The organism is Halomonas sp. H5 (assembly GCF_050613175.1).
Classification (GTDB): Bacteria; Pseudomonadota; Gammaproteobacteria; order Pseudomonadales; family Halomonadaceae; genus Bisbaumannia; species Bisbaumannia salifodinae.
On the sequence record NZ_CP192510.1, the window covers coordinates 1,680,223 to 1,702,735 of the forward strand.

At 65.9% G+C, this 22,513-nt stretch carries 24 protein-coding genes; 19 read left to right on the plus strand and 5 right to left on the minus strand.

Going from position 1 to position 22,513, the window contains the following annotated elements:
* The first annotated feature begins 8 nt into the window (after positions 1–8).
* The 8 genes from ACQ1W9_RS07735 to aqpZ all read left to right on the plus strand — a co-directional run bounded on the left by ACQ1W9_RS07735 (position 9) and on the right by aqpZ (position 9,732).
* Entirely contained in the window at positions 9–713 is a 705-nt protein-coding gene (locus tag ACQ1W9_RS07735; protein ID WP_431026059.1) for a type 1 glutamine amidotransferase, read from the plus strand.
* A 1-nt stretch (position 714) separates the two neighbouring features.
* Entirely contained in the window at positions 715–2,211 is a 1,497-nt protein-coding gene (locus ACQ1W9_RS07740; protein WP_431026060.1) for an aldehyde dehydrogenase, read from the plus strand.
* Between the two features lie 481 nt (positions 2,212–2,692).
* Positions 2,693–3,766 (plus strand): peroxidase, FMP-type, encoded by a 1,074-nt coding sequence (locus ACQ1W9_RS07745; protein ID WP_431026061.1) that lies wholly within the window; start codon positions 2,693–2,695, stop codon positions 3,764–3,766.
* Positions 3,767–3,883: 117 nt separating this feature from the next.
* Complete coding sequence (locus tag ACQ1W9_RS07750) at positions 3,884–5,122, plus strand: ferritin-like domain-containing protein (RefSeq protein WP_431026062.1); 1,239 nt, start codon at positions 3,884–3,886, stop codon at positions 5,120–5,122.
* A gap of 26 nt (positions 5,123–5,148) precedes the next feature.
* Positions 5,149–6,918, plus strand: a complete 1,770-nt coding sequence (locus tag ACQ1W9_RS07755) for a LodA/GoxA family CTQ-dependent oxidase (RefSeq protein WP_431026063.1) — start codon at positions 5,149–5,151, stop codon at positions 6,916–6,918.
* A complete protein-coding gene (locus tag ACQ1W9_RS07760) occupies positions 6,908–8,008 on the plus strand; it encodes a tryptophan 7-halogenase (RefSeq protein ID WP_431026064.1) in 1,101 nt (366 codons plus the stop codon). Before ACQ1W9_RS07755 ends, ACQ1W9_RS07760 begins: the two co-directional genes overlap by 11 nt.
* 336 nt (positions 8,009–8,344) lie before the next feature.
* Entirely contained in the window at positions 8,345–8,599 is a 255-nt protein-coding gene (locus ACQ1W9_RS07765) for a hypothetical protein (RefSeq protein ID WP_431026065.1), read from the plus strand.
* 443 nt (positions 8,600–9,042) lie between these two features.
* Entirely contained in the window at positions 9,043–9,732 is a 690-nt protein-coding gene (gene aqpZ, locus ACQ1W9_RS07770; protein WP_431026066.1) for an aquaporin Z, read from the plus strand.
* A 203-nt stretch (positions 9,733–9,935) separates the two neighbouring features.
* Here the strand turns inward: aqpZ and ACQ1W9_RS07775 are convergent, their stop codons facing one another.
* Positions 9,936–10,622, minus strand: a complete 687-nt coding sequence (locus ACQ1W9_RS07775; protein ID WP_431026067.1) for a type 1 glutamine amidotransferase domain-containing protein — start codon at positions 10,620–10,622, stop codon at positions 9,936–9,938.
* A gap of 100 nt (positions 10,623–10,722) precedes the next feature.
* Between ACQ1W9_RS07775 and ACQ1W9_RS07780 the strand changes: the two genes are divergently transcribed.
* Positions 10,723–11,655, plus strand: coding sequence for a LysR family transcriptional regulator (locus tag ACQ1W9_RS07780; RefSeq protein WP_431026068.1), 933 nt, complete (start codon positions 10,723–10,725; stop codon positions 11,653–11,655).
* A gap of 200 nt (positions 11,656–11,855) precedes the next feature.
* Positions 11,856–12,227 carry a thiol-disulfide oxidoreductase DCC family protein gene (locus tag ACQ1W9_RS07785; protein ID WP_431026069.1) on the plus strand — a complete coding sequence of 124 codons (372 nt, stop codon included), beginning with the start codon at positions 11,856–11,858 and terminating at the stop codon, positions 12,225–12,227.
* Between the two features lies 1 nt (position 12,228).
* Here ACQ1W9_RS07785 and ACQ1W9_RS07790 read toward each other — a convergent pair whose 3' ends face one another.
* Together ACQ1W9_RS07790 and ACQ1W9_RS07795 are read right to left on the minus strand one after the other, a co-directional pair.
* Positions 12,229–12,651 carry a secondary thiamine-phosphate synthase enzyme YjbQ gene (locus tag ACQ1W9_RS07790; protein ID WP_431026070.1) on the minus strand — a complete coding sequence of 141 codons (423 nt, stop codon included), beginning with the start codon at positions 12,649–12,651 and terminating at the stop codon, positions 12,229–12,231.
* Between the two features lie 57 nt (positions 12,652–12,708).
* Positions 12,709–13,134, minus strand: a complete 426-nt coding sequence (locus ACQ1W9_RS07795; protein ID WP_431026071.1) for a DUF488 domain-containing protein — start codon at positions 13,132–13,134, stop codon at positions 12,709–12,711.
* Positions 13,135–13,318: 184 nt separating this feature from the next.
* Here ACQ1W9_RS07795 and ACQ1W9_RS07800 point away from each other — a divergent pair, with 184 nt between their 5' ends.
* The 8 genes from ACQ1W9_RS07800 (at position 13,319) to ACQ1W9_RS07835 (ending at position 20,536) form a co-directional block, all read left to right on the plus strand.
* On the plus strand, positions 13,319–14,902 hold the full coding sequence (locus tag ACQ1W9_RS07800; protein ID WP_431026072.1) for a thymidine phosphorylase family protein: 1,584 nt from the start codon (positions 13,319–13,321) through the stop codon (positions 14,900–14,902).
* The gene (locus ACQ1W9_RS07805) at positions 14,899–15,801 is read left to right on the plus strand and encodes a ribose-phosphate diphosphokinase (protein WP_431026073.1); all 903 of its coding nucleotides are present in this window, start codon (positions 14,899–14,901) and stop codon (positions 15,799–15,801) included. Before ACQ1W9_RS07800 ends, ACQ1W9_RS07805 begins: the two co-directional genes overlap by 4 nt.
* A gap of 19 nt (positions 15,802–15,820) precedes the next feature.
* Positions 15,821–16,537: an NYN domain-containing protein gene (locus ACQ1W9_RS07810; RefSeq protein ID WP_346062106.1), complete on the plus strand. Its 717-nt coding sequence runs from the start codon at positions 15,821–15,823 to the stop codon at positions 16,535–16,537.
* A 64-nt stretch (positions 16,538–16,601) separates the two neighbouring features.
* Positions 16,602–17,276 carry an NADPH-dependent FMN reductase gene (locus ACQ1W9_RS07815; RefSeq protein ID WP_431026074.1) on the plus strand — a complete coding sequence of 225 codons (675 nt, stop codon included), beginning with the start codon at positions 16,602–16,604 and terminating at the stop codon, positions 17,274–17,276.
* 14 nt (positions 17,277–17,290) lie between these two features.
* Complete coding sequence (locus ACQ1W9_RS07820) at positions 17,291–18,544, plus strand: MgtC/SapB family protein (RefSeq protein WP_431026075.1); 1,254 nt, start codon at positions 17,291–17,293, stop codon at positions 18,542–18,544.
* 23 nt (positions 18,545–18,567) lie between these two features.
* Positions 18,568–19,284, plus strand: coding sequence for a 5,6-dimethylbenzimidazole synthase (bluB, locus tag ACQ1W9_RS07825; protein WP_431026076.1), 717 nt, complete (start codon positions 18,568–18,570; stop codon positions 19,282–19,284).
* 45 nt (positions 19,285–19,329) lie between these two features.
* A complete protein-coding gene (locus ACQ1W9_RS07830) occupies positions 19,330–19,677 on the plus strand; it encodes a DUF3024 domain-containing protein (RefSeq protein ID WP_431026077.1) in 348 nt (115 codons plus the stop codon).
* A gap of 82 nt (positions 19,678–19,759) precedes the next feature.
* Positions 19,760–20,536 carry a COG3650 family protein gene (locus tag ACQ1W9_RS07835; RefSeq protein ID WP_431026078.1) on the plus strand — a complete coding sequence of 259 codons (777 nt, stop codon included), beginning with the start codon at positions 19,760–19,762 and terminating at the stop codon, positions 20,534–20,536.
* Positions 20,537–20,567: 31 nt separating this feature from the next.
* Here the strand turns inward: ACQ1W9_RS07835 and ACQ1W9_RS07840 are convergent, their stop codons facing one another.
* Positions 20,568–21,470, minus strand: a complete 903-nt coding sequence (locus ACQ1W9_RS07840; RefSeq protein ID WP_431026079.1) for a complex I NDUFA9 subunit family protein — start codon at positions 21,468–21,470, stop codon at positions 20,568–20,570.
* A gap of 7 nt (positions 21,471–21,477) precedes the next feature.
* A complete protein-coding gene (locus tag ACQ1W9_RS07845) occupies positions 21,478–22,107 on the minus strand; it encodes a DsbA family oxidoreductase (protein WP_431026080.1) in 630 nt (209 codons plus the stop codon).
* Positions 22,108–22,190: 83 nt separating this feature from the next.
* On the opposite strand from ACQ1W9_RS07845, the gene ACQ1W9_RS07850 reads away from it, so the two are divergent.
* Positions 22,191–22,502, plus strand: coding sequence for an antibiotic biosynthesis monooxygenase family protein (locus tag ACQ1W9_RS07850; protein WP_431026081.1), 312 nt, complete (start codon positions 22,191–22,193; stop codon positions 22,500–22,502).
* Positions 22,503–22,513 lie beyond the last annotated feature (11 nt).

Below are 22,513 nucleotides of genomic sequence, written 5' to 3' on the forward strand. Positions count from 1 at the left end.
GTGACGCCATGAAACCGAGACGCGCCCTCGCGGTGCTGCACTCGCCCAGCGACGTGCCGGGCACCCTGCCCGAGGTGCTCGCCGAGCACGGCATCGCACTACAGACGCACCTAGTGACCGACCCCCTGCCGCCCCCGGAGGCCCTGGAGATGGTGGTGGTGATGGGCAGCCCCGAGTCCGCCTACGACCCGCGCCTGCCTTGGCTTGAGGCCGAACTGCGCTGGCTGAAAACGGTAATCGATGCCGGCGTGCCGACCCTGGGCATCTGCTTCGGCAGCCAGCTGCTGGCCCGGGCCCTGGGCGGTACCGCCCTGGTCGCTGAGCAGGCCGAGATCGGCTGGACGCCGCTGCGTGACTGCCATCCCGACTGGCACCATCCCGGCCCCTGGCTCAACTTCCACTTCGATACCTTCCGCCTGCCCGATCACGTCACCTTGCTGGCCGAGACCGCCCTGGCCCCCCAGGCCTTTCGCCACGGTTCGACCTGGGGCGTGCAGTTCCACCCCGAGATCACGGTGGCGATGTTCGATACCTGGCTTAGCGATTGGCGCAAGAGCGAGGAGGGGCGGCGCTTCCTTGACGAGGCCGGCGACCTGCCGCGGCGCCTGCGCGACGAGATCGCCCGGCGTCAGCCCGATAACACCGCCAACTTTCGTCGCCTGATGGGCGATTTCCTGGCCGCCATCGCGGCGCCGGAAAAGGAGATGAGCTGAGATGACCACCATGACGGCAAGTGACTGGCGGGCCCGGGCCGAGGGCCTGGCGATCGCCGACCAGGCCTTTATCGACGGCGCCTATGTGTCGTCCCGCTCCGGCGCGACCTTCGAGAAGATCAGCCCCGTGGATGGCCGCCTGCTGGCGCGGGTGGCCAGCTGCGACGGTGAGGATGCCGACCTGGCGGTGGCCGCGGCGCGCCGCGCCTTCGACGACGGCCGCTGGGCCCGCCAGGCCCCCGCCGCCCGCCAGGCGGTGCTGCTGCGCCTGGCGGCGCTGATCGAGGCCCATGCCGAGGAGCTGGCCCTGCTCGAGACCCTGGACATGGGCAAGCCGATCGGCGATGCCCTGGCGGTGGACGTGCCCGCCGCCGCCCGCGCCATCCGCTGGTCGGCGGAGGCGATCGACAAGATCTACGACGAGGTGGCGCCCACCCCCGAGGATCAGCTGGGCCTGGTGACCCGGGAGCCGGTGGGCGTGGTGGCGGCCATCGTGCCCTGGAACTTCCCGCTGATGATGGCCTGCTGGAAGCTCGGCCCGGCGCTGGCCACCGGCAACTCGGTGGTGCTCAAGCCCTCCGAGAAGTCGCCGCTCAGCGCCCTGCGCCTGGCCGCCCTGGCCGTGGAGGCGGGGCTGCCGGCGGGGGTGCTCAACGTGCTGCCCGGCTTCGGCCATACCGCGGGGCAGGGCCTCTCTCGCCACCAGGACGTGGACACCCTGGTCTTCACCGGCTCCACCCGGATCGGGCGGCGGCTGATGGTGGACGCCGGCGAGACCAATATGAAGCGGGTCTGGCTGGAGGCCGGCGGCAAGAGCCCCAATATCGTCTTCGCCGATGCCCCCGACCTGGAGGAGGCCGCCGAGGCCGCCGCCGCGGCCATCGCCTTCAACCAGGGCGAGGTGTGCACCGCCGGCACCCGGCTGCTGGTGGAAAACAGTATTCGCGAGGCCTTCGTGGCCCGGGTGGTGGCCGCCCTGGAGCGTCACTGGCGCCCCGGCGATCCCCTCGACCCCGCCACTCGGGTGGGCGCCCTGGTGGACGGCACCCAACTGGAGACGGTGCTGGGCTATATCGAAGCCGGCCGGGCGGAGGGCGCCACCCTGCGCCTGGGCGGCGCGCCCCTGGCCGATGCCTCCTGTGCCCTGCTGGTGCCGCCCACCGTCTTCGATGACGTGGCCCCCGGGATGCGTATCGCCCAGGAAGAGATCTTCGGCCCGGTGCTCTCGGTGATCGGCTTCGACGACTTCGACGAGGCCATCGCCATCGCCAACGACACCATTTACGGCCTGGCCGCCGCGGTCTGGACCCGCGACCTCTCCAAGGCGCACCGCGCCGCCCGGGCCCTGCGTGCCGGCAGCGTCTGGGTCAACCAGTACGATGGCGGCGACATGACCGCCCCCTTCGGCGGCTTCAAGCAGTCCGGCAACGGCCGCGACAAGTCGCTCCACGCCTTCGACAAGTACACCGAGCTCAAGGCCACCTGGATCAAGCTCTAAGCCGCGTTCTTCATGGGATTGGGCCATGCCTCACACGGGACATGGCCCCTTTTGTATGTTCTCGTCGGCCATGCAAGGATCAGAAGCGGCCAAACCTGGCCCGTGACACCGCACAAGGAGGTGGCAAGGCATCCGGCAGGCAGCGCCCTTCGGCACCAGCCTCCTGGCGCAGATGGCGGTCACTATATTGTTCTTCTATAGTGTAGCTATTAGCTATTTAGAAGACTCAACCACCGATGACAGGATCAACCAAAAAATAAAGGAAACGTCACCACGGCTGGATTGAAGCATCCAGACAGGGAAGTGTAACTATTTTGAAATCTTGTTCCCTGCTTGGTGTGAAAGCGGAACAACACAGTTGTCGCCCGTGGCGGCTGTGGTTATTCCACCTGGAGCCGGTCAGATCCGAATGAAAGGTGAATAGCCACGTTCGCCACCTTGCGGATCGACGATCATTAGCAGCGATAGGGAAGTTGAAGTCATGCCTGCACAACAACCGAGATATACTCCCGCTGTACTCAAAAAGCCCGCGAACTATGGTGTTCTCGAACAGTTGGCGGGAACTTGGGTCAACTACAACCCAGGCAATAATACTACAGGGTGGGGGTTGCATACCACTTGCCTGCCTTCCCCTGGAACCAACTCTGAAACCATTCCCGGTAAGTTTCATTTTCTTTGCCAGAACTACACGGAAGAGCTTACTTTCACATTGGTGGCCGGCGGAGTGCGTAACCGCGGTGGCGCCAACGAGCAGTTCAGCGGAGCAGTGAAGTACAGCCAGAGTATTCAGGATCTCGAGGGTAACGGACTCCATGAAGAGAACGGTATGTATCTCTGGTTAGATACTATTTATAATCATCCCGCCGATGACGACTCCATCATGATCGATATCGGTTATCCCGAACTATCGGCGGGCGCCGGCTCCGATGGCCCGGTTTATGTGCCCCCCTATTCGGTCTCTCGCAGCGGCACGATTCCCCACGGCAGTACTGTACTGTTGCTGGGTAAAGACTCCGAAAATAACGGCAAACCGCAATTTCCCCATGGGGCAGGCGCTTGGGACCCCAATCACCTATCCATCTCTCCGAGTATGGGGCTGGCAGGCACCACCGCCGACACACCCATCAATCTCGATGAGAAGGCGCCGCCCTGGGTTCACGACCCCAGTCTGGCGGAGAGAGATCCAAGCGGCAATAAAACCTACACTCAGCGCATTCTGGCGCACGATCTCTACCCCTACTCGGTTCGTCCCGATCTCCGCCTGCGCGATGCCATCAAGGATCAGGATATCAAGAGCTTCGTACTGATCGAGATGTGCACACGGGAGACCGGCGGGCCTGAGGGGGGATTGCTGAACACTCCTTTCACAAGGCGATTCGCTCCCGTGACCGAGATGAAGTTTCGCCTGTGGATTGAGACTGTTATCGAGGACGGCAAGGAAGTTCTGCAGTTACAGTACGAGCAGATCCAGTTTTTCGAATTTCAATTTGGCACCGATGGCGGAACGACCCGCTGGCCACACATTCAAATCAATACCCTACGCAAAAAAATGTAACCGCAAGCCTGATCGCACGGGAGTCTGTCGCTGTTAACTACCGTAGGTGGCGGGTTCCCATAGTGCGAAATGCAAACAGGCGAACTGGAGCAACGAAACATAAGGAGATGAGAAGCCATGGCGCCATCAGCAACGGAGAGCTATCCTCCAGGCCTGTTCGACAGGCTTACCAGCACCACTTCACCCGCGATAAAGGATCTCCAGGAGGCGGCGCAGTTAGCGTTACAGGTGGAATTTACGACCATTCCTGTCTACCTCTCGGCACTCTATTCCATTTCAGACACCGAGAGCCACGCCTACCAGACCCTGCGAAGCGTAGCCATGGAGGAGATGTTCCATGTCAACCAGGCGGCCAATATTGTCGTCGCCTTGGGCGCTCTGCCAAAATTCACCGGTGATGCGGTACCCGTTTACCCCGGCTATCTGCCCAAGGCCAACCCAAAAACGACTCCCATGGTCGGCCTGTTTCGCGCCTCCCCCGATGTATTCAGCAATGTCTTTGCCGCTATCGAGAGCCCAGCACAGTATGGTGCGCCTCCTCAGGGTGATAACTACGACAGCATCGCGCAGCTGTACGGTGCCCTGATCGCGGCGGTAAATGCCTATCCCGGAAACCCCTTCAAAACCACTGATGTTCCCGGTCGACAAAGAACCAATATTTATCTGGGAAAGTTTGGCGGTAACGTCAACGAAGTGGTGGACAAGGAGAGTTTTCACTCGGCGGTAAACGAAATCGTCGAGCAAGGTGAAGGGACGGTCCCCCCTGAAAAGCCTCTGGTGCCGGTTGAGAGTTTCGGCACTTACAATCACTATGGAAAGCGCACCGACGGCACCTACGGGCCCATCCTCGGCACCCCGTATGAGATGAGCCACTTCCTCAAGTTCCGCGAAGTCGCGCTCGACAGCGGCAATTTTCCACCGACTCTCCCTATCATCTCCAATCCCGATAGCAGCGTTTATACCAACCCGCGGGCCAGACGGTTGGCCGACAGCTTCGATCATCACTACAGCCTGATGTTGCGCGCCTTCGAGGCCGCATTCAAGGCCGGCGCCCCCGACCCCTATTTCAGCGTCGTCCTGTCAATAATGCACCGGGTTTTGCCCCACCTTTCCCGAGCACTGATGTCTACCCCGGCCTTTGCCGGTGGCGACGGTTCCGTTGGCCCCAATGCCGCCCCAGCATGGCTCTACAGGAGCGATATCAAGCGTACCTTCGAGAAACTGACTCAAGAGCTTGCAGGTGAGGTTAACCAACTGTCGACATCGTCCAGGGAAAGCGCCTTGAACACGCACCTTAAGGCAGCCTTAGCAGGCGATAAAGAGATATTGATGGCTGCCGAAGCGCTGGGCTTGTAATGGGACAAAGTTGAAAGGATATCATCATGCCTGACTACAAAGTTTACCCGCCGATTGGCATTGCCCGAGTGGGTAACGCGCCGGAAAAATTCTATATCGGACCCGAGACATATCGCGGTTTACCCACCAACCCCGATGGTAGCCCCTTCACTCAGGATGATTTCCGGGATGGGCAGGGTCGTATGTGTCGCCAGGCTGCACGCTTTCATATCTTTCACGGTGACGAAGAGATCAGTCTGAATACGCCCGGAGTCAAGTCGATCACCTGGACCGTGCACATGGCGAACAAGAAAGCCAGTTGGTATGAGTTCGCCACCAACGAGGGAGAGCAGGGGTATGCCAGCAATCATCCCTTGCGCAACGCCCATGTGGAGAATCGACACAGCTTGATTATCGATCCGGGCCCACGCCAGATCAGCGGCGCCGATGCCGGCTCCGTCCCCATGGATCGCCATACCATTCCCGAGGGCTACAAGGGAGCAAATTTCCCTGAGGGCATCCTGTATCCCAACCGGGAGCGTATCGACACCTTGGGAGAACTGCGTACCGATGAAGCCGGTCGCTTGTTGGTGTTGGGCGGTTTGGGCATTTCCGGGACAGAAGATGAAAATGCCGTTATCAAGCAGTACGCCAATAACGACGGCTGGTGGGATGACACCGCTGACGGTCGGGTCAGCGCGGTAATCGAGTGGGAGAATGGTCGCAGCAAACCGGCTGAGACGGCCTGGGTGTCTGTGGCACCGCCCTCCTATGCACCGGAGATCGCTAACCTGGTCACGCTCTGGGATACCATCTTCGACAGCGCTGTACGCGCCGGACATTACCCGCGGATCAATGACCAGGGCATCTGGCAAGGTGGGCCCCATGGTTACAAGCCCAACTTTCAGAGCGAGATAAAACCACTACTGGAGCGGGCCACCACCTACACCTGGGTCGCGGCCATCCCCCCCAAACCCCACAGCTTCGACATGGAGATGCTGGGGGCAGTGCCGAACAAAGAAGACCACTACCGTGGCTTGCGCAACTGGATTCTGGATATCCTGCGGCCACCGGCAGATGAGAACACCATTATCTCCGGGCGGGGGGCCACCATGATGCCCTACCTGGCGGGGGACAACTGCCTTATCGACGGCACGCTGACATCCAATTTCCTGCGCTTGACAGATACCCAGTTCTTCTTCGTTCAACAGTGGGCGGCGGGCCACTTTGTCAACGAGCCTGTTGCCGATGGTGGCCCCCAATCGCTGACACGCAATATTCTGGAAAACTGTGTGGGAGGGGCGTTTTCTCCCGGTATCGAGCTTACCTGGATCTCCCGTAATCGGGCCATCTACAGCAGTGAAGACCCCTTTCGCATCAACGCCGCGCCGCCCACCGAAGGGCCACTCAACCTGGGCTTTAGCCCTGCTGCGATGGAGCCCGGGGATCTCACCCGCTACATGGCCATACCCTGGCAGGCAGACTTTAATGAGTGCTCCTCACAGCCCATCGGTGAGCGCGTGTTGTGGTGGTGGCCCGCACAAAGGCCGGAGTTCGTCTATCTGGAACCGCGGCCCGAGATCGAGAACCTGGCGGCTATCCCGACACCGGATGAGCAGACGGGAGGGCAGGTCGCCTGGATTGGCACCGATTTCGACCAGCTGCGCGGTGATTTCATCTCCTTTGCCGACGATGTACAGATGGTGCAGTACTGGTCGCAACTGGGTTTTGTGATGGAAAAAGAGGTCAAAGGAGAGCGCCGCTTTGTGGAAGTTGCCCGCACCCTACCCAGGCCTTTCACCCCGGATGGCAACTGATTTCGATCTCGTTATCCTCGGCGCCGGCCCTGCCGGTTGCGCCACGGCGCTCGCCGCGATTGCGGCGGGCGTAGAGCGAGTGGCTATACTGGACAGGCCCACCCGTCAGGCCTTCCGGGTGGGGGAATCCGCGGCGCCCGATATAGCCGACAAATTGAGGCTGCTGGGCATCTCGGACGACCTGTCGGCGAGGGGGCACCGACCCTACTACACCAACCTCTCCCTATGGGCGGGAGAGCGCCGGTTCGATGATTTTCTCCATCGCTCGACAGGGGATGGCTGGCATCTCGATCGGGAACGCTTTGACGAGGATCTGCGTCTAGCCAGCTGTGAGAGAGGCGCACAACTGCTGACTCCGGCAGTGTTGAAATCTCTACGTTGGGATAGTGGCGAGTGGCAACTGAAAATAACCTATCAGGGAAAACGGCATCTGCTGAGTTGTCGTTACCTCGTCGACGCTTCCGGTCGCGGAGCTTCCCTCGGCAGGCGACTGGGAATCGAACGAAAGCGTCTCGACGACCTGGTGGCGGTGGCGTGTAAATTACCCAATGCCGGCAGGCTGGAAGGTATGACACTGGTGGAGTCGGTAGCCGACGGCTGGTGGTACGCCACCCGTTTGCCCGATGGTTCAGCACTACTGGCGTTGATGTCGGATGTGGCCATTATTCAACAGAAGGGGCTGCGAAAGGGCGAAATCTTCTCTGCACTATGGGCACAGACAGAGGAGCTACAACAGTGGCTGCAACCGTCCCAACGGCCCACACGTTCCCTTACCTGCTTTGCCGCACACAGCGGTTTTGTTACCCGGGCAGCCGGGCCGGGCTGGATCGCAGTGGGCGATGCCCTGGCTGCATTTGATCCTTTGACCTCTTCGGGAATTTCCAACGCACTGGGCGACGCCCTGGCTGCGGCACCAGTGATCACCGATTGGCTGCACAGGAGTGGCCTGCAAGCAGCGGAACAGTATGCGTTTCGGGCAAACAGGGGGATTAACCGCTTTCTCAGGGAGTGGCAAGGCCAATATGGCCTGGAGCAACGGTGGTCGGATCACCCATTTTGGGCTCGTCGTCGTGAGGTTATGCTGAGTTAAGGTAGAAAACACGCTCATCGGCGTCATGCTGACGAGCTATAGTGCCGGTGCGGGCATGCGGACTACGTCATCGACAGCTACCGACTCGAGCATAACCGGCAGGGCGTTGGCGGCCGCACCAGGACCGACGCTGGCTTTAGCCGCGGTCCGACGTCTCTGCGTCTGCGATTGGCACCACCAGGCGCCTTGCATCAGCACCGCCTATCGCGCGACATAACCGATCTCCGTAACGAAATCCCCACCAGGTGTGTTGAACTGTGTTATCTAATATCCCGTAACATGCAAGGATAAAAGCGGTCAGCTCAACTCGCGACAACCATATGGAGGTGCCAACCCATGCCTTTTCTCGACCTGGAGGTCAGAACCGCGCGCATCGTGCACGGCTTCGACGAGGCTAACCGAGAGATCGTCGAGTGCCCGGCAGAAACGGACTTCACCCGCAAGCTGATCGCCGTCTCCCGCATCCAGTCGATCAGCGACCAGTACCTGCTGGTAACCGGCTCCCATGGACGGATGATGTACTGGGAATATCGTGGCAGCCTGGATGAGGTCGAGGTCCGCCTGGCCACGGCCGGTCTGACGCTGGAGTGACCGAAAAGCCCAGGAGGAGGGCACCATGCAAGGAAGCTGTCTGTTCCGGAGAGGCGACGAGGTGATCACCGACCCGCGTGCCACTGGGGTAATTTGTGCTGTGCGCTACTTCCCGACTATGGCTAAGATGAAATGCGGTAGGCGATTAGCCGGTGGGGCAGGGAGGCGCCATGATGGCAGGGAGCTGGAGGTGGTCGCTATCGGCCCGCCGGTGCAGTACTCGTGCCAGCAAAGCTTGCCGACACCTGTGTCGCTGTGATGCAGCGCGCGATGATAGGTGTCAAATTCTCGTTTCCCTGTCGCGGTTTCCTTGTGGTTTTGATGGTTTGGCTTGCGGACGTCATTACATATGGCGGGAATGGCCGTGCCACATCTTCGCCCCATCATCGGATGGGCCGTCTAATACCTGTTAGGCAATCATCGCAAATCAAAAGGAGCACGATGTGAAAAAGTATGCGGCGGAGTTTGTTGGCACGTTTTGGCTAGTTCTTGGAGGGTGTGGTAGCGCAGTACTCGCGGCTGCGTTTCCGGAACTCGGCATCGGTCTCTTGGGGGTGTCGCTGGCCTTTGGTCTGACCGTGCTCACCATGGCCTACGCGATCGGTCATATTTCAGGCTGTCATCTCAATCCTGCCGTTTCCGTCGGGCTCTGGGCCGGCGGGCGCTTCCCTGCAAAGGACGTGGCGCCTTATATCCTTGCGCAGGTGCTTGGCGGCATCGTGGCGGGGGGCATCCTTTATCTGATCGCCACTGGCAAGACCGGCTTTGATGTGGCCGACGGCTTTGCTTCAAATGGCTATGGTGCGCACTCGCCAGGTGGCTACACGATGCAGGCCGCGTTGATTACCGAGGTCGTGATGACGATGATGTTCGTTGTCATTATTCTGGGGGCCACGGATAAGCGGGCGCCGGCCGGTTTCGCACCGCTTGCCATTGGCCTGGGCCTAACCTTGATCCACCTGATCAGTATTCCTGTAACCAATACCTCGGTGAATCCTGCGCGAAGCACGGGCGTGGCGCTCTACGTCGGAGACTGGGCGATTGCGCAGTTGTGGCTCTTCTGGGTCGCACCGATTGTCGGCGGTGCCCTTGGGGCCGTCGTTTATCGCTTTATTGGAGCGTCCGACGACTGAGCGGCATGATTGGCGGCTGTGGCCGAGATAACGCCCCGAAGGGGCGGTGTTAATCGATCCGGGCGCTCTTGCTAGCAGCGCTCGTCGCTACCCGAAGCGACCGGTATTGCCGAAAGGCACCCAGGGAGCCCGGCTCTTCTCGACGACAAGACAAACGCCCGCGTGCCATTGGCAGGTGGGCGTTTTCTGTCGGGCCGGCCGGGTTACTTGCCCAGCGCTTCCAGCAGCAGCTTGGCCACCGGCTCGGAGGAGGGTGGGTTCTGGCCGGTGATCAACTGGCCATCACGGCGGGTGTAGGGGATGAAGTCGTCGGCCTTGGAGTATCGGCCGCCGCCGGCGATCAGGGCATCTTCGACCAGGTGGGGCACCACCTCGGTGAGGCCCACGGCGGCTTCCTCGCCGTTGGTGAAGCCGGTGACCTGGCGGCCCTGGATGATCGGCCGGCCATCGGCGTCGCGGGCGTGGATCAGCACGATGGGGGCGTGACACACTGCGGCCACCGGCTTCTGCTGGGCCCAGAAGGCCTCGATCAGGCGAATGGAGTCGGCATCGTCCACCAGGTCCCAGAGTGGGCCATGGCCGCCGGGGTAGAAGACGGCGTCGAAGTCGTCGGCGCTCACTTCGCTCAGGCGATGGGTGCTGGCCAGTTGCTGCTTGGCCGTCTCGTCCTGCTGGAAGCGGCGGGTCGCCTCGGTCTGGCTCTCCTCGGCGTCGCTCTTGGGGTCCAGCGGCGGCTGGCCGCCCTTGGGCGAGGCCAGCACCACCTCGGCACCGGCGTCCAGGCAGGCGTAGTAGGGCGCCGCCAGCTCCTCCAGCCAGAAGCCGGTGGGCTCGCCGGTATCGCCGAGGCGGTCGTGGGAAGTCAGCACCATCAGAATGCGTGCGCTCATGGCAATCTCCTTGGCCAGTGCGGTGAATGGGATGGTCACCATCCTAGCCGGGCGGCTAGTATTCGAGAATTGATGATTCTCGATAGGAGATATTCACTCAATGAATATCGCAGGCAAGGACCTCAACCTGCTGCTGCTCTTCCACGTGCTCTATCAGGAGCGCAGCGTCTCGGCGGCGGCCGGGCGCATGGCGCTGAGCCAGCCGGCCCTGAGCCACAAACTGGCCAAGCTGCGCCACGCCTTCGGCGACGAGCTCTTCGTGCGTGCGCCCCGCGGCCTGACGCCGACACCCCGGGCCCACGAGCTGGCGCCCCGGGTGCAGCAGCTGGTGGCGGGCATCGAGGGCTTCTTCGACTTCTGCGAGGGCAGTGACTACCTGGCCCGGGCCGACCGGGTGCACCTCTACACCACCGACTATATCGAGCAACTGCTGTTGCCGCGGCTGCTGCCGGTGGTGCGCCGCGAGGCGCCGCAGTTGCAATTGGTCACCCATAACACCCGGGGCCGGCTGCCGCGGGCGGAGCTGGAGACCGGCGAGTGCGATATCGCCATCGCCGGCTTCTACGGCGACCTGCCGCGCAGCTATTACCAGCAGCGCATCCACCGGGAGGGCTTCGTGGTGCTGGCCGCCCGGGACCACCCCCAGATCGGCGAGCGCCTGACCCTGGAGGGTTACCTGGCCAGCGATCACCTGGTCACCACCCTGACCGGCGACCTGGACGGCCATGTGGACAAGCAGTTGCGCGCCCTGGGCCGCCGGCGGCGGGTGGTGGCGGGGCTGTCGAGTTTCACCGTGCCGCCGCTGCTGGTGGCCCAGAGCGACCTGCTGCTGACCTGCCTGGAGAGCGTGGCCACCCAGGCGGTGGCGCGCTTCCCGGGGTTGACGATTCACCCCTGCCCGCTGGAGCTGGACGGCGTGGCGGTGATCCAGACCTGGCACCAGCGCACCCACGAGGATCGCCTGCGCCGCTGGCTGCGCGGCCAGATCAAGGCGCTGCTGGAGCCGTCGGCCCTGGTCGAGGCGAAGGAATAAGGCGGGGGCTATACCATGGCATTGAAGAAGATCATTTCCGGCGGCCAGACCGGCGTCGACCGCGGCGCCCTGGATGGCCCTGCTGCGCCTCGGGAAAGGCTGATGGCAGCGAGGCGTCCATTCCTTTACTTGGCGGCACCGACGAACTGGCGCGGCTCTGGGAGGTCTGCCGTAGTAGTTGAGTCGGCAGAGAGGCCACCATGAGCGCATTGCCCCCCTTGAGGGTCTACTACGACGGCATCTGCCCCGGTTGTCGCCGGGACCGGGCCCGCTACGAGCGCTGGGCTGGCGAGACCGGCCGGGACGTGAGCTGGTGCGACGTCACCGAGCACCAGCAGACGCTGCGCGCCAAGGGCATCGATCCGCGGGCGGCGCTGCTGTCGCTGCATGTGGAGGAGGAGGGCGGCGCCATCCGCGAGGGCATCGACGCCTATGTCCTGCTGATGCGCCGGGTGCCTCGCCTCAGGCCCCTGGCCTGGCTGATCGGCCTGCCGGGGCTCAAGTCGGTGCTGCGCTTCGGCTACGACCGCTGGGTGCGGCGGCGCCTGGCCCGGGAGGGGCGCCTGCCTTGAGTCAGGCCTCGCCCTGCAGGGTGGCGATCAGCCGCCGGGGCCCGCCCTGGTCGCGGTGTTCGCCGAGCCACAGGCCCTGCCAGGTGCCCAGGGCCAGGCGGCCGTCGCGCACCGCCAGGGTCAGCTGGGTGCCCAGGAGGCTCGCGATCACATGCGCCGGCATATCGTCGGGGCCCTCCAATACGTGCTTGAAGTAGGGCAGGTCGCCGGGCACCAGGCGGCGCAGAAAGGCGTCCATGTCGTGGCGCACGTCCGGGTCGGCGTTCTCGTTGAGGGTCAGCGACGCCGAGGTGTGCATCAGCTGCAGGTGCAAGAGCCCCACCCGGCAGCGGGCCAGCTCGGGCAGCGCCGCCTCCACTCGTTCGGTAATCAGATGAAAGCCCCGCGCCACGGCGGGCAGTCGAATCTCCTGCTGGTGCCACATCTCACCATCCTCTGCGTCTCGGGGGGAGGCCAAGGCTGCCATCCCCGGACCACGCTGTCATCGGCCCTTATCGCCGGCATAGCAGGGCGGCGAGGCGGGGTCGTCCCGGTCGCTGGCGTCTTCGGCGGCCAGGGCCTCGAGCAGCGCCTCGCGCAGCACTGGGAGGTGGGAGGCCTCCAGGTCGCGGGCGGCGGAGAGCAGGGTCAGGCGCCCGCGACGGGCGTGGCGCAGCAGCGGCACCAGCGCCTCGGCGGCGTCGTTCAGCTCCCAGCGGTAGCGGCGCACGAACACCGCGCGGCTGATCTCCTCCTGGTGCCAGGCCCGACGCAGGCCGGGGGAGGGGGAGGCGTCCCGGTACCAGTCGGTGAGGCGCAGGCTCTCGCGGCGCTTGCCCCGGGGCCACAGGCGATCCACCAGGATGCGGGCCCCATCCTCGGATTCGGCCTCGCTGTAGATGCGCTTGAGTCGAATATCGTAGGTCATATCGAGTTTCTTCCTTGCACGCAGTGGCCGGGTTCCCAGCTTAGGCCGGGCCGGCGTCTCGCTCCAGTCCCGAAACGTTTACCGCTCGGCTTGCGCCACTCAGCGTTGGCGCCGGCGTTGTCGGCCGGCAGGTCGAGGCCCGCGGCTTCGGCTAGGCTCAGGAAGGAGCCGCGAAGGAGCGAGCATGGCCAAGCCGCACAGCAGGTCCCAGGGCAATGACGAGGGGCTCGCGCCCCTGTCCCTCAAGCGGGTGGGCATCGATACCTACCGCGAGAACGTCGCCTACCTGCACCGGGAGTGCGACCTCTACCGGGCCGAGGGCTTCCAGGCCCTGGCCAAGGTGGAGGTGGGTGCCAACGGGCGGCGTATCCTGGCCAGCCTCAATGTGGTGGATGACGAGGCCATCGTCGGCCACGACCAGTTGGGCCTCTCCGAGGAGGCCTTCGCCAGCCTGGGCATGGCGGAAGGGCAGCCGGTGTGCGTTTCCCAGGCGGAACCGCCGGGCTCGATTCCCGCCCTGCACCGCAAGATCAACGGCGAGCGGCTGACCCGCAGGGATTTCCGCGCCATCGTCCAGGACGTGGCCGAGCGGCGCTACTCCAAGATCGAGCTGACCGCCTTCGTGGTGGCCTGCGACCTGGGCGAGATGGATCGCGAGGAGGTCTTCTACCTCAGCGATGCCATGGCCCGGGTGGGGCGGCGCCTCGACTGGCATGAGCATCCGGTGGTGGACAAGCACTGCATCGGCGGCATTCCCGGCAATCGCACCTCCATGCTGGTGGTGCCCATCGTCGCCGCCCACGGCACCCTCTGCCCCAAGACCTCGTCCCGGGCCATCACCTCGCCCTCCGGGACCGCCGATACCATGGAGGTGCTGGCGCGGGTCGACCTGCCCTTCGCCGAGCTCAACGAGCTGGTACGCACCCATCGCGGCTGCCTGGCCTGGGGCGGCAGCAGCGACCTGTCGCCGGCGGACGATGTGCTGATCACCGTGGAGCGTCCCCTGTCGCTGGACTCGCCGGGGCAGATGGTGGCCTCGATCCTCTCCAAGAAGGTTTCCGCCGGCTCTACCCATCTGCTGCTGGACATCCCCGTGGGGCCCCAGGCCAAGGTGCGCTCCATGCCCGAGGCGCGGCGGCTGCGCAGGCTTTTCGAGTTCGTGGCCGGGCGCCTGGGCCTGACCCTGGAGGTGGTGATCACCGACGGGCGCCAGCCCATCGGGCGCGGCATCGGCCCGGTGCTGGAGGCCCGGGACGTGATGCGGGTGCTGATGCAGCACCCCGAGGCCCCCCGGGACCTGCGCCAGAAGTCGCTATACCTGGCCGGTCGCATGCTGGAATTCGACCCGGACGTGCGCGGCGGCGATGGCTATGGCATCGCCCGGGATATCCTCGAGTCGGGGCGCGCCCTGGAGAAGATGCGCGCCATTATCCGCGCCCAGGGGGAGGCGCCCTTCGACCCCGAGGCCCCGCCCCTGGCGCCGCTCGGCTTCGAGGTGACGGCGCCCCATGATGGCGTGGTCACCGCCATCGATAATCGGCGCCTGGCACGCGTCGCCCGGCTCGCCGGCGCCCCCAAGACCAAGGGCGCCGGGGTCGACCTGCTGGCGCGCATCGGCGATGCGGTGACGGCGGGCCAGCCCCTCTATCGGGTCTATGCGTCTTACCGTAACGAGCGCAACGCCGCCCACCAGTGCTGTGACTGCGACAACGGCTTTACCCTGGGCGAGGCCTCGGCCATCGTCCCGCTCAATGTGGAGGGACTATGAGCGCGACCCTGACCGCGACCCTGCTCTATTTCGACGACGAGGCGGTGCCGGCGCGGCGCCTGGCCGAGGCCCTGGGCCTGCCGGCACTGGCCATCGCGGCCCATCGCTTCCCCGATGAGGAGTTGCGCCTGCGGCTGCCCTTCGCCGCCGCCTGCCCCGAGACCCTGGTGCTCTACCGCAGCCTCGACCGCCCCAACGACAAGCTGGTGGAGCTGCTGCTGGTGGCCCGCCATGCGCGGCGCCAGGGCACCCGGCGGCTGGTGCTGGTGGCGCCCTATCTCGCCTATATGCGCCAGGATATCGCCTTCCATCCCGGCGAGGTGGTCAGCCAGACCCTGGTGGGGGCCTTCCTCGCCGAGCTGGTCGATGCCCTGATCACCGTGGACCCGCACCTGCATCGCATCGCACGGCTCGACCAGGCGGTGCCGCTGGTGGATGCCATCGCCCTGTCGGCGGCGCCGGCGCTGGGCGAGCTCGCCGCCGCGCGGCGCCCCGGGGCCCTGCTGCTGGGGCCCGACGAGGAGGCCGAACAGTGGGTGGCCCGGGCCGCGGCGGCCAGCGGCCTCGATCATGGGGTCTGCCGCAAGCAGCGCCACGGCGATAGGCAGGTGAGCATCGCGCTGCCCGAGCTGGCGCTGGCCGGGCGCGCCGTGGTGCTGATGGATGACGTGGCAAGCTCCGGCCATACCCTGGCCCGGGCCGCCGAGGCGCTGCGCGGGGCCGGTGCCGCCTCGGTGGACGTGGCGGTGACCCATGCGCTGTTCGCCGGCGAGGCCCTGGCGGTGATCGAGGCCGCCGGCATCGGTGAACTCTGGAGCAGCGACGCCATCGCCCATCCCAGCAATGCACTGCATCTCGCGCCGCTATTGGCCGAGGCGCTCGAGCCGCTGATCCGCTAATCGTCGCCGAGGAGGCATCATGGAGAAGAACCTGGCGGTATTGATCGACGCCGACAACGCCCAGCCCAGCATCGTCGAGGGGCTGCTCTCGGAGATCGCCAAGTACGGCACCGCCAGCGTCAAGCGGGCCTACGGCGACTGGACCGGCCCCGAGCTCAAGGGCTGGAAGGAGACCCTGCTGCACTACTCCATCCAGCCGGTGCAGCAGTTCGGCTATACCCGCGGCAAGAACGCCACCGACAGCGCCCTGATCATCGATGCCATGGACCTGCTCTACACCGAGCGCTTCTCGGGCTTCTGCCTGGTCTCCAGCGACAGCGACTTCACCCGCCTGGCGGCGCGTATCCGCGAGTCGGGGCTCACCGTCTTCGGCTTCGGCGAGAAGAAGACCCCCATGCCCTTCGTGGCCGCCTGCGACAAGTTCATCTACGTGGAGGTGCTGCGCAGCGACGACGAGGAGGGCGAGGAGAGTCGCCGCCGCTCCGCCAAGGAGCTGAAGTCCGATAACCGGCTGGTCAGCCTGCTGCGCAAGGCGGTGGAGGCCTCCTCCGACGACAATGGCTGGGCCTCCCTGGGGGCGGTGGGCAGCACTATCGTCAAGCAGTTCCCCGATTTCGACGCCCGCAACTACGGCTACAAGAAGCTCGGCGAGCTGGTCAGCGCCACCGAGCTCTTCGAGGTGGCCCAGCGCGGCGATGGCAAGGCTATTTATGTGCGCGACAAGCGCCGCAAGTAGGCCGGGCGATGCCGTCGACTCTGCTAGAGTGAGGCCTCCAAGCCTTGATCAGGGAAGCCTGCCGATGTCATTGAAGATTCTGGTGTTTCTCGGTTCCGTTCGCGACAGCACGCCGCCCCGGCCCAGGCGCCTGGGCGAGCGGGTGGCCAAGGCCTGTGTGGCGCGCCTGGCGGCCGCGGATATCGAGGCCGAACTGATCGATCCCCTGGCGTTGGCCTCCGAGGCCGGTGACGTCCCGGCCGTCTTCAAGCCCCACTTCGCCTATGCCGAGGGGCGGGCCCCCGAGCCCCTGGCGCGATTGGCCGAGACCATCCGTGGCGCCGATGGCTATGTGATGGTCAGCCCGGAGTACAACCACGCCATGAGCCCGGCCCTGGCCAACCTGCTCAACCATTTCGGCAGCTCGCGCTTCTCCTACAAGCCCAGCGCCATCGTCACCTACTCGGCGGGGCAGTGGGGCGGCGCCCGGGCGGCGGTCAATATGCGCACCTTCCTCGCCGAGCTGGGCTGCCTGCCGGTGTCGGCGATGATCCATCTGCCCCGGGCCCAGGAGGTGCTGGACGAGGCCGGCGACTTCCTCCCCGAGGTGGATGCGCCGCGCTGGGTCGGCTATTTCGGACGCACCCTGGCGCAGCTGCAATGGTGGGCCGAGGCGGCCCGGCGGCAGCGCGCCGAGCAGGATCCGGAGGCCCTGGCCCCGGCCTTCCGCCGCGACCCGTCCCAGCGCAACGCGCCCTGAGCCGTGACGGGGCCATGGAGGCGTTTCTCGGCGTGGGGGTGGCGCTCTTCTCGGGGCTTTTGATCGGCCTGGAGCGGGGCTGGAAGCAGAGTGGCCTGCCGGAGTCGAGCCGTGCCATGGGCCTGCGTACCTTCGCCCTGATCGGCCTCGGCGGCGGTGTCAGTGGCCTGCTGGGCGAGGCCTGGGGGGCGGTACTGCCCGCCGCCATCGGCCTGGGGTTGATCCTGCTGCTGACGGTGGTCTACTGGCGCTCGCGTCTCGAGCAGCGCGATGCCGGCTGCACCACCGAGGTCGCCGGCCTGCTGACCTTCGTGCTGGGGGCCGCGGCGGCGGCGGGCTATCCCGCCCAGGCGGCGGCCGGTGCCGTGGTGGCGGCCCTGCTGCTGCAGCTCAAGGCCTACCTGCATGACCTGCTGACCCGCATCAGCGCCGCCGAGCTGCGCGGCACCCTGATGCTGTTGCTGATCTCGGTGGCGGTGCTGCCGCTGCTGCCGGATCGCGGCTTCGGCCCCTTCGCCGCCCTCAATCCCTACCTGATCTGGTGGATGGTGGTGCTGGTGGCGGCCATCCAGTTCGCCGGCTATGTGCTGGTGCGCCTGCTGGGCAGCCGCTACGGCATCCTGCTGACCGGCCTGGTGGCGGGGCTGATGGCCTCCACCCCGCTGGCGCTGGCCTTCGCGCGGCTGGGGCGCCGACAGCCCGAGCTGGCGCCGACCCTGGTGTGCGCCATTCTCGCCGCCTCCTCGATGATGTTTCCCCGTGCCCTGGCGGTGGCGAGCCTGATCGCTCCGGGAATCCTGCCGACCCTGGCCGTGCCCCTGCTGGGCATGATGGGACTGGGCTTCGGTCTGGCGGCGGGACTCTGGTGGTGGGCTCAGCGCCGTGACGAGGCGGGCCAGCCGGCGCCGTCGCCGCCGGTGAGCAACCCCTTCGAGCTATGGCCGGCGGTGCGCTTCGGCGCCCTCCTGGCGGTGATCTTCCTGGCCGTGGCCGCGGCCCGCCACTGGCTCGGCGATAGCGGCCTCTATGGGCTGGCGCTGATCTCGGGGATGACCGATGTGGATCCGGTGACCCTCTCCTTCGCCCGCCTGGCCGCCGATGAACAGTCCTGGGAGCTGGCCAGTCGTGGTATCGTCCTGGCCGCCCTGGCCAATACCCTGTTCAAGAGCGGGCTGGTCGCCGTCCTCGGCGGCGCCCGCATGGGCGGCTGGATGCTGGGCAGCGTGACGCCGGCGCTGCTGTTCGGTGTCGCCTGGCTGGTATGGTAGGCCCCTCCAACCAAGGAGCGACGATGAGCAAGGACTCCCCCCGCGCGGCGTTTTCCGCGGCCGAACGCCACGGCCTCTACCGCGCCATCTTCGAGCGCCGCGACGTGCGCTCGCAGTTTCTGCCCGAGCCGATCCCCGCCGAGGTGCTGGCGCGGCTGCTGCAGGCCGCCCACCATGCGCCCTCGGTGGGTTTCATGCAGCCCTGGGACTTCCTGGTGATCGAGAGCCGCGAGCTGCGGTCGCGCATCCAGGCGAGCTACGCCCGGGAGAACGCCCGGGCCGCCGAGAACTACCGGGGCGAGCGGGCCGAACGCTACCGCCGCCTCAAGCTGGAGGGCATCCTCGATAGCCCCGTCAACCTCTGCGTCACCTGCGACCGCCGCCGCGGCGGCCCCCATGTGCTGGGGCGCAACTCCATGCCGGAGATGGACCGCTTCAGCACCTGCCTGGCGGTGCAGAACCTGTGGCTGGCGGCCCGCGCCGAGGGGGTGGGGGTGGGCTGGGTGAGCATCCTCGACCCGGTCGAGCTGGCCGATCTGCTGGGCCTGCCCGAGGGCGTCGAGCCGGTGGCCTACCTCTGCCTGGGCTATGTCAGCGAGTTTCTCGACGAACCGGAGCTGGCCGCCGAGGGCTGGCGACAGCGCCTGCCCCTGACCGAACTGGTGCATGGCGACGGCTGGGGCCGGCCTCTGGAAGCGGAAGCGCTCGGGCTGGCCCTGGAGGGCCTCGAACCGCGATAATGCCGTCCCATCCGAGACAAGAAGCAGGAATTAGGCGAGTTACCCATGTCACTCAGCGAATTCGAGATCAAGCGGGCCGAGAAAGTCATCCAGGGGTTCCTGGAGAAACATCGTCCGCCGCCGCATATCCGCTCTCAGTTGGATCTCGGCGGGCGGGTCAGCGGGCAGAGTGTGGAGATCTTCTCGATTCGCCCCCGCTATGACGACCCTTCGATACGCATGGAGACCCCGGCGGCCAAGGCCACCTATGTGAAGAGCCGCAGCCTGTGGAAGGTCTACTGGATGCGCGCCGACCTCAAGTGGCACGCCTACGAGCCCCAGGCCGAGGTGAAGAGCCTGGAGGCCTTCCTCGACCTGGTGGGCGAGGATGCCCATGCCTGTTTCTTCGGTTAGCGAGGAACCCCGGTCGCGAGATAAGGCTCTATAGGCCGCCCCGCATGAGGTGGGGCACCCCTTATCGGCAAGGAGCGAGACGATGATGATGGATCCCCGTGTGCTGGGACTTTCCCTGTTGGCCCTGGGGCTGGTCGGTTGCGGTGGCGAGACCGAGGAGGCCCTGTCAGAGGAGCAAGCCAGCGACTACGCCGCCCTGGTGGGCGAGTGGCGGGTGGTGGGGCACCAGGCGCCGGGCATCAGCGCCCTGAGCGAGGAGCAGGCCGAGGCCTGGCTGGGGGCACGGTTGCGTATCAATGCGGCCTGGATGGCCCTGGGAGAGGGCTTCTGCGAGGGCGTGAGCCACGACGCCGAGTCGCGCCCGGTCGCCGAGCTGTTGGCCGACTACCGACTCGATGGCGAGTCGCTGCCCCCCTTGGCCGGTCGCGAGGAGATCATCCGGCACCGCCTCGGCTGCGATGGCGAGCCCTGGCCGACCCTGGGCGGTACCCTGCTATGGCTGGGTAATGATCGGTTGCTGGCGCCCTGGGAGGGCGTGTTCTTCGAACTGGAGCGGGACGACGGCTTCCGTGCCTATGGCAACGAGCCGTTCTGGAACCTGGCCATCGATGCCGACGGCCTGCGCTTCGCCGACCCCTTCAGCGGCTTCGATATGCGCACGCCGCTGCCGGAGGCCGAGTCGCTGGAGCAGGGCGGCCGGGCCTATCATGCCCAGGCCGAGGCCCATGAACTGCGGGTCGAGATCCTTCCCGAGACCTGCCACGACAGCATGGCCGGGGCGCCCTTCGAGACGACGGTGACCGTGATCCTGGATGGCGAGCGTTTCGAGGGCTGTGGCGGCGCCGTGCCGGCCTTCTAGCGCTGAACCAGGCGGTTGCATCGGGCGGCGGTCAGGGAAGACACAGCGGCAGGCTATCGCGCAGGGTGCGTGGAGCGATGCCCAGGTCGGCGAAGGTACCCACGCCCTCGCCGACGAGGTTGTCCTCGGCCATCAATAGCACCTGATCGCGAGTCAGGGGCGGATTGGGCAACGGCGAGAGCAGCCCGGCCAGGGTCCGCCAGGCCCAGAACGGCAGGGGCAGCAGGGGGCGTTGGGTGTGGCACTGGGCCTGGATGCGCCCGAGGATCTCCCGGTAGCTAAGCACGTCCGGGCCGCCCAGCTCGAAGAGCCGCCGCGGCGGTTCGACCGCGGCCACCAGGATCGCCACGGCGCGGGCCACGTCCACCACATGCACCGGCTGCAGGCGGGTCTCGCCGGCGCCGAACAGCGGAATCAGCGGCAGCCGGGTCAGCCGCGCCAGCCCGTTGAGGAAGGCGTCATCGGGGCCGAACATTACGCTGGGACGCAGGATGATCGCCTTGGGCTGGTACTCCAGTACCGCCGCCTCGCCCCGGGCGCGGGCGCGCACATAGGCCGACGGCGAGTCGCGGCGGGCGCCGATACCGGAGAGCTGCACCAGGCGGGGGATGCCCGCCTCCCGGGCCAGCCGGGCCAGGCGAGCGGCGCCCTCCACATGGATCGTCTCGAAGCTGGCGCCGCGGCGCTCCACGTAGCCGCTGACCGCATTGATCACCGCCGAGGCGCCGGCCAGCGCCTCGGCCACCGCCGCCTCGTCACGAATATCCGCCGCGCAGAGGCTGATGGGGTCCTGGGGCTCCGCCCAGTCGGGCCGCCGGGGGTGGCGCGCCGCCAGGCGCACGCCATGGCCCGCTTCCACCAGTTCACGCACCAGGTGACGCCCCAGGAAGCCGGTACCGCCGAAGACCAGGATCTCGCCGTCGGATCTCGTCATGGGCGGGTTATCCCATCAGGTCGAAGAGGCGCTCCACCGCCAGCAGCAGCTGACGACGGGGCTGGGCCCCCTCCAGCACCCCGGCGTGTTCGCCATCCAGCATAAAGCGCAGGCCGGGCACCCCGGAGATGCCCAGCGTATGGGCCTGATGGAGGTCGTCGCGCACCGCCTGGCGGAAGCGCCCCTCGTTCAGGGCCCGGGCCAGGTCGTGGCCATCCAGGCCCATGGCCTCGGCCTGGGTGACCAGGGCCTCGCTGTCCCCCAGGTCGAGGCTGGCCTCGAAGAAGCCACGAAACAGCGCCAGGCGCAGCCGGTCCGCGTACTCCGGGGACTGTGCCTCGGCCCAGGCATGGGCCTCGTGAGCCAGTCGCGAACGTGGCTGGATGCTCGGCAGGCGCAAGGTCATGCTGCGTTCGCCGGCCATGGGCAGCACCGAACGCTGCCAGACGTCATGCAGGTAGTCGGCGTCGGGGTCGAGGGGCGGGTGGGGCTCGGGGCGTAGCTCGAAGGCCCGCCAGCGAATGCCGAGTGCCTCGCCGAAGCGGGCCTCGAGGGCCTCCAGCTCCGGGAGCTCCAGGTAGCAGAAGGGGCAGACGAAGTCGCTGAAGACTTCCAGGACGATACGTGGCTGGGTCATGATGGTGCTCTCGCGGGATGCTATTGCCCCTAGGGTAACCGCTACGTTCGCCAACGCCACCCGATCCCCTGCCTGGAGCCGCCATGATCGCCACGACCCCGGAACCGCCCTATTACGCCGTGATCTTTACCTCGCTGCGCAGCGAGGTGGACGCCGGCTATGCCGAGATGGCCGAGCGCATGCTGGCGCTGGCCGCCGAGCAGCCGGGCTTCCTGGGGGTGGAGTCGGCCCGGGAGGGCGTGGGGATCACCGTCTCCTATTGGCGGGACCCGGAGGCGATTCGCGCCTGGAAGGCCAATCTGGAACACCGGGAGGCCCAGCGCCTGGGCCACCAGCAGTGGTATCGCTACTTTCGGGTGCGGGTGGCCCGGGTCGAGCGGGAGTACGGGATCTAGTCCTTCCGCCC

Excerpts from the sequence above, each read along its gene's own strand:
- ACQ1W9_RS07735 (WP_431026059.1), top strand. The coding sequence starts at position 9 with ATGAAACCGAGACGCGCCCTCGCGGTGCTGCACTCGCCCAGCGACGTG.
- ACQ1W9_RS07740 (WP_431026060.1), top strand. The coding sequence starts at position 715 with ATGACCACCATGACGGCAAGTGACTGGCGGGCCCGGGCCGAGGGCCTG.
- ACQ1W9_RS07745 (WP_431026061.1), top strand. The coding sequence starts at position 2,693 with ATGCCTGCACAACAACCGAGATATACTCCCGCTGTACTCAAAAAGCCC.
- ACQ1W9_RS07750 (WP_431026062.1), top strand. The coding sequence starts at position 3,884 with ATGGCGCCATCAGCAACGGAGAGCTATCCTCCAGGCCTGTTCGACAGG.
- ACQ1W9_RS07755 (WP_431026063.1), top strand. The coding sequence starts at position 5,149 with ATGCCTGACTACAAAGTTTACCCGCCGATTGGCATTGCCCGAGTGGGT.
- ACQ1W9_RS07760 (WP_431026064.1), top strand. The coding sequence starts at position 6,908 with ATGGCAACTGATTTCGATCTCGTTATCCTCGGCGCCGGCCCTGCCGGT.
- ACQ1W9_RS07765 (WP_431026065.1), top strand. The coding sequence starts at position 8,345 with ATGCCTTTTCTCGACCTGGAGGTCAGAACCGCGCGCATCGTGCACGGC.
- ACQ1W9_RS07775 (WP_431026067.1), bottom strand. The coding sequence starts at position 10,622 with ATGAGCGCACGCATTCTGATGGTGCTGACTTCCCACGACCGCCTCGGC.
- ACQ1W9_RS07780 (WP_431026068.1), top strand. The coding sequence starts at position 10,723 with ATGAATATCGCAGGCAAGGACCTCAACCTGCTGCTGCTCTTCCACGTG.
- ACQ1W9_RS07785 (WP_431026069.1), top strand. The coding sequence starts at position 11,856 with ATGAGCGCATTGCCCCCCTTGAGGGTCTACTACGACGGCATCTGCCCC.
- ACQ1W9_RS07790 (WP_431026070.1), bottom strand. The coding sequence starts at position 12,651 with ATGTGGCACCAGCAGGAGATTCGACTGCCCGCCGTGGCGCGGGGCTTT.
- ACQ1W9_RS07795 (WP_431026071.1), bottom strand. The coding sequence starts at position 13,134 with ATGACCTACGATATTCGACTCAAGCGCATCTACAGCGAGGCCGAATCC.
- ACQ1W9_RS07800 (WP_431026072.1), top strand. The coding sequence starts at position 13,319 with ATGGCCAAGCCGCACAGCAGGTCCCAGGGCAATGACGAGGGGCTCGCG.
- ACQ1W9_RS07805 (WP_431026073.1), top strand. The coding sequence starts at position 14,899 with ATGAGCGCGACCCTGACCGCGACCCTGCTCTATTTCGACGACGAGGCG.
- ACQ1W9_RS07810 (WP_346062106.1), top strand. The coding sequence starts at position 15,821 with ATGGAGAAGAACCTGGCGGTATTGATCGACGCCGACAACGCCCAGCCC.
- ACQ1W9_RS07815 (WP_431026074.1), top strand. The coding sequence starts at position 16,602 with ATGTCATTGAAGATTCTGGTGTTTCTCGGTTCCGTTCGCGACAGCACG.
- ACQ1W9_RS07820 (WP_431026075.1), top strand. The coding sequence starts at position 17,291 with ATGGAGGCGTTTCTCGGCGTGGGGGTGGCGCTCTTCTCGGGGCTTTTG.
- bluB (WP_431026076.1), top strand. The coding sequence starts at position 18,568 with ATGAGCAAGGACTCCCCCCGCGCGGCGTTTTCCGCGGCCGAACGCCAC.
- ACQ1W9_RS07830 (WP_431026077.1), top strand. The coding sequence starts at position 19,330 with ATGTCACTCAGCGAATTCGAGATCAAGCGGGCCGAGAAAGTCATCCAG.
- ACQ1W9_RS07835 (WP_431026078.1), top strand. The coding sequence starts at position 19,760 with ATGATGATGGATCCCCGTGTGCTGGGACTTTCCCTGTTGGCCCTGGGG.
- ACQ1W9_RS07840 (WP_431026079.1), bottom strand. The coding sequence starts at position 21,470 with ATGACGAGATCCGACGGCGAGATCCTGGTCTTCGGCGGTACCGGCTTC.
- ACQ1W9_RS07845 (WP_431026080.1), bottom strand. The coding sequence starts at position 22,107 with ATGACCCAGCCACGTATCGTCCTGGAAGTCTTCAGCGACTTCGTCTGC.
- ACQ1W9_RS07850 (WP_431026081.1), top strand. The coding sequence starts at position 22,191 with ATGATCGCCACGACCCCGGAACCGCCCTATTACGCCGTGATCTTTACC.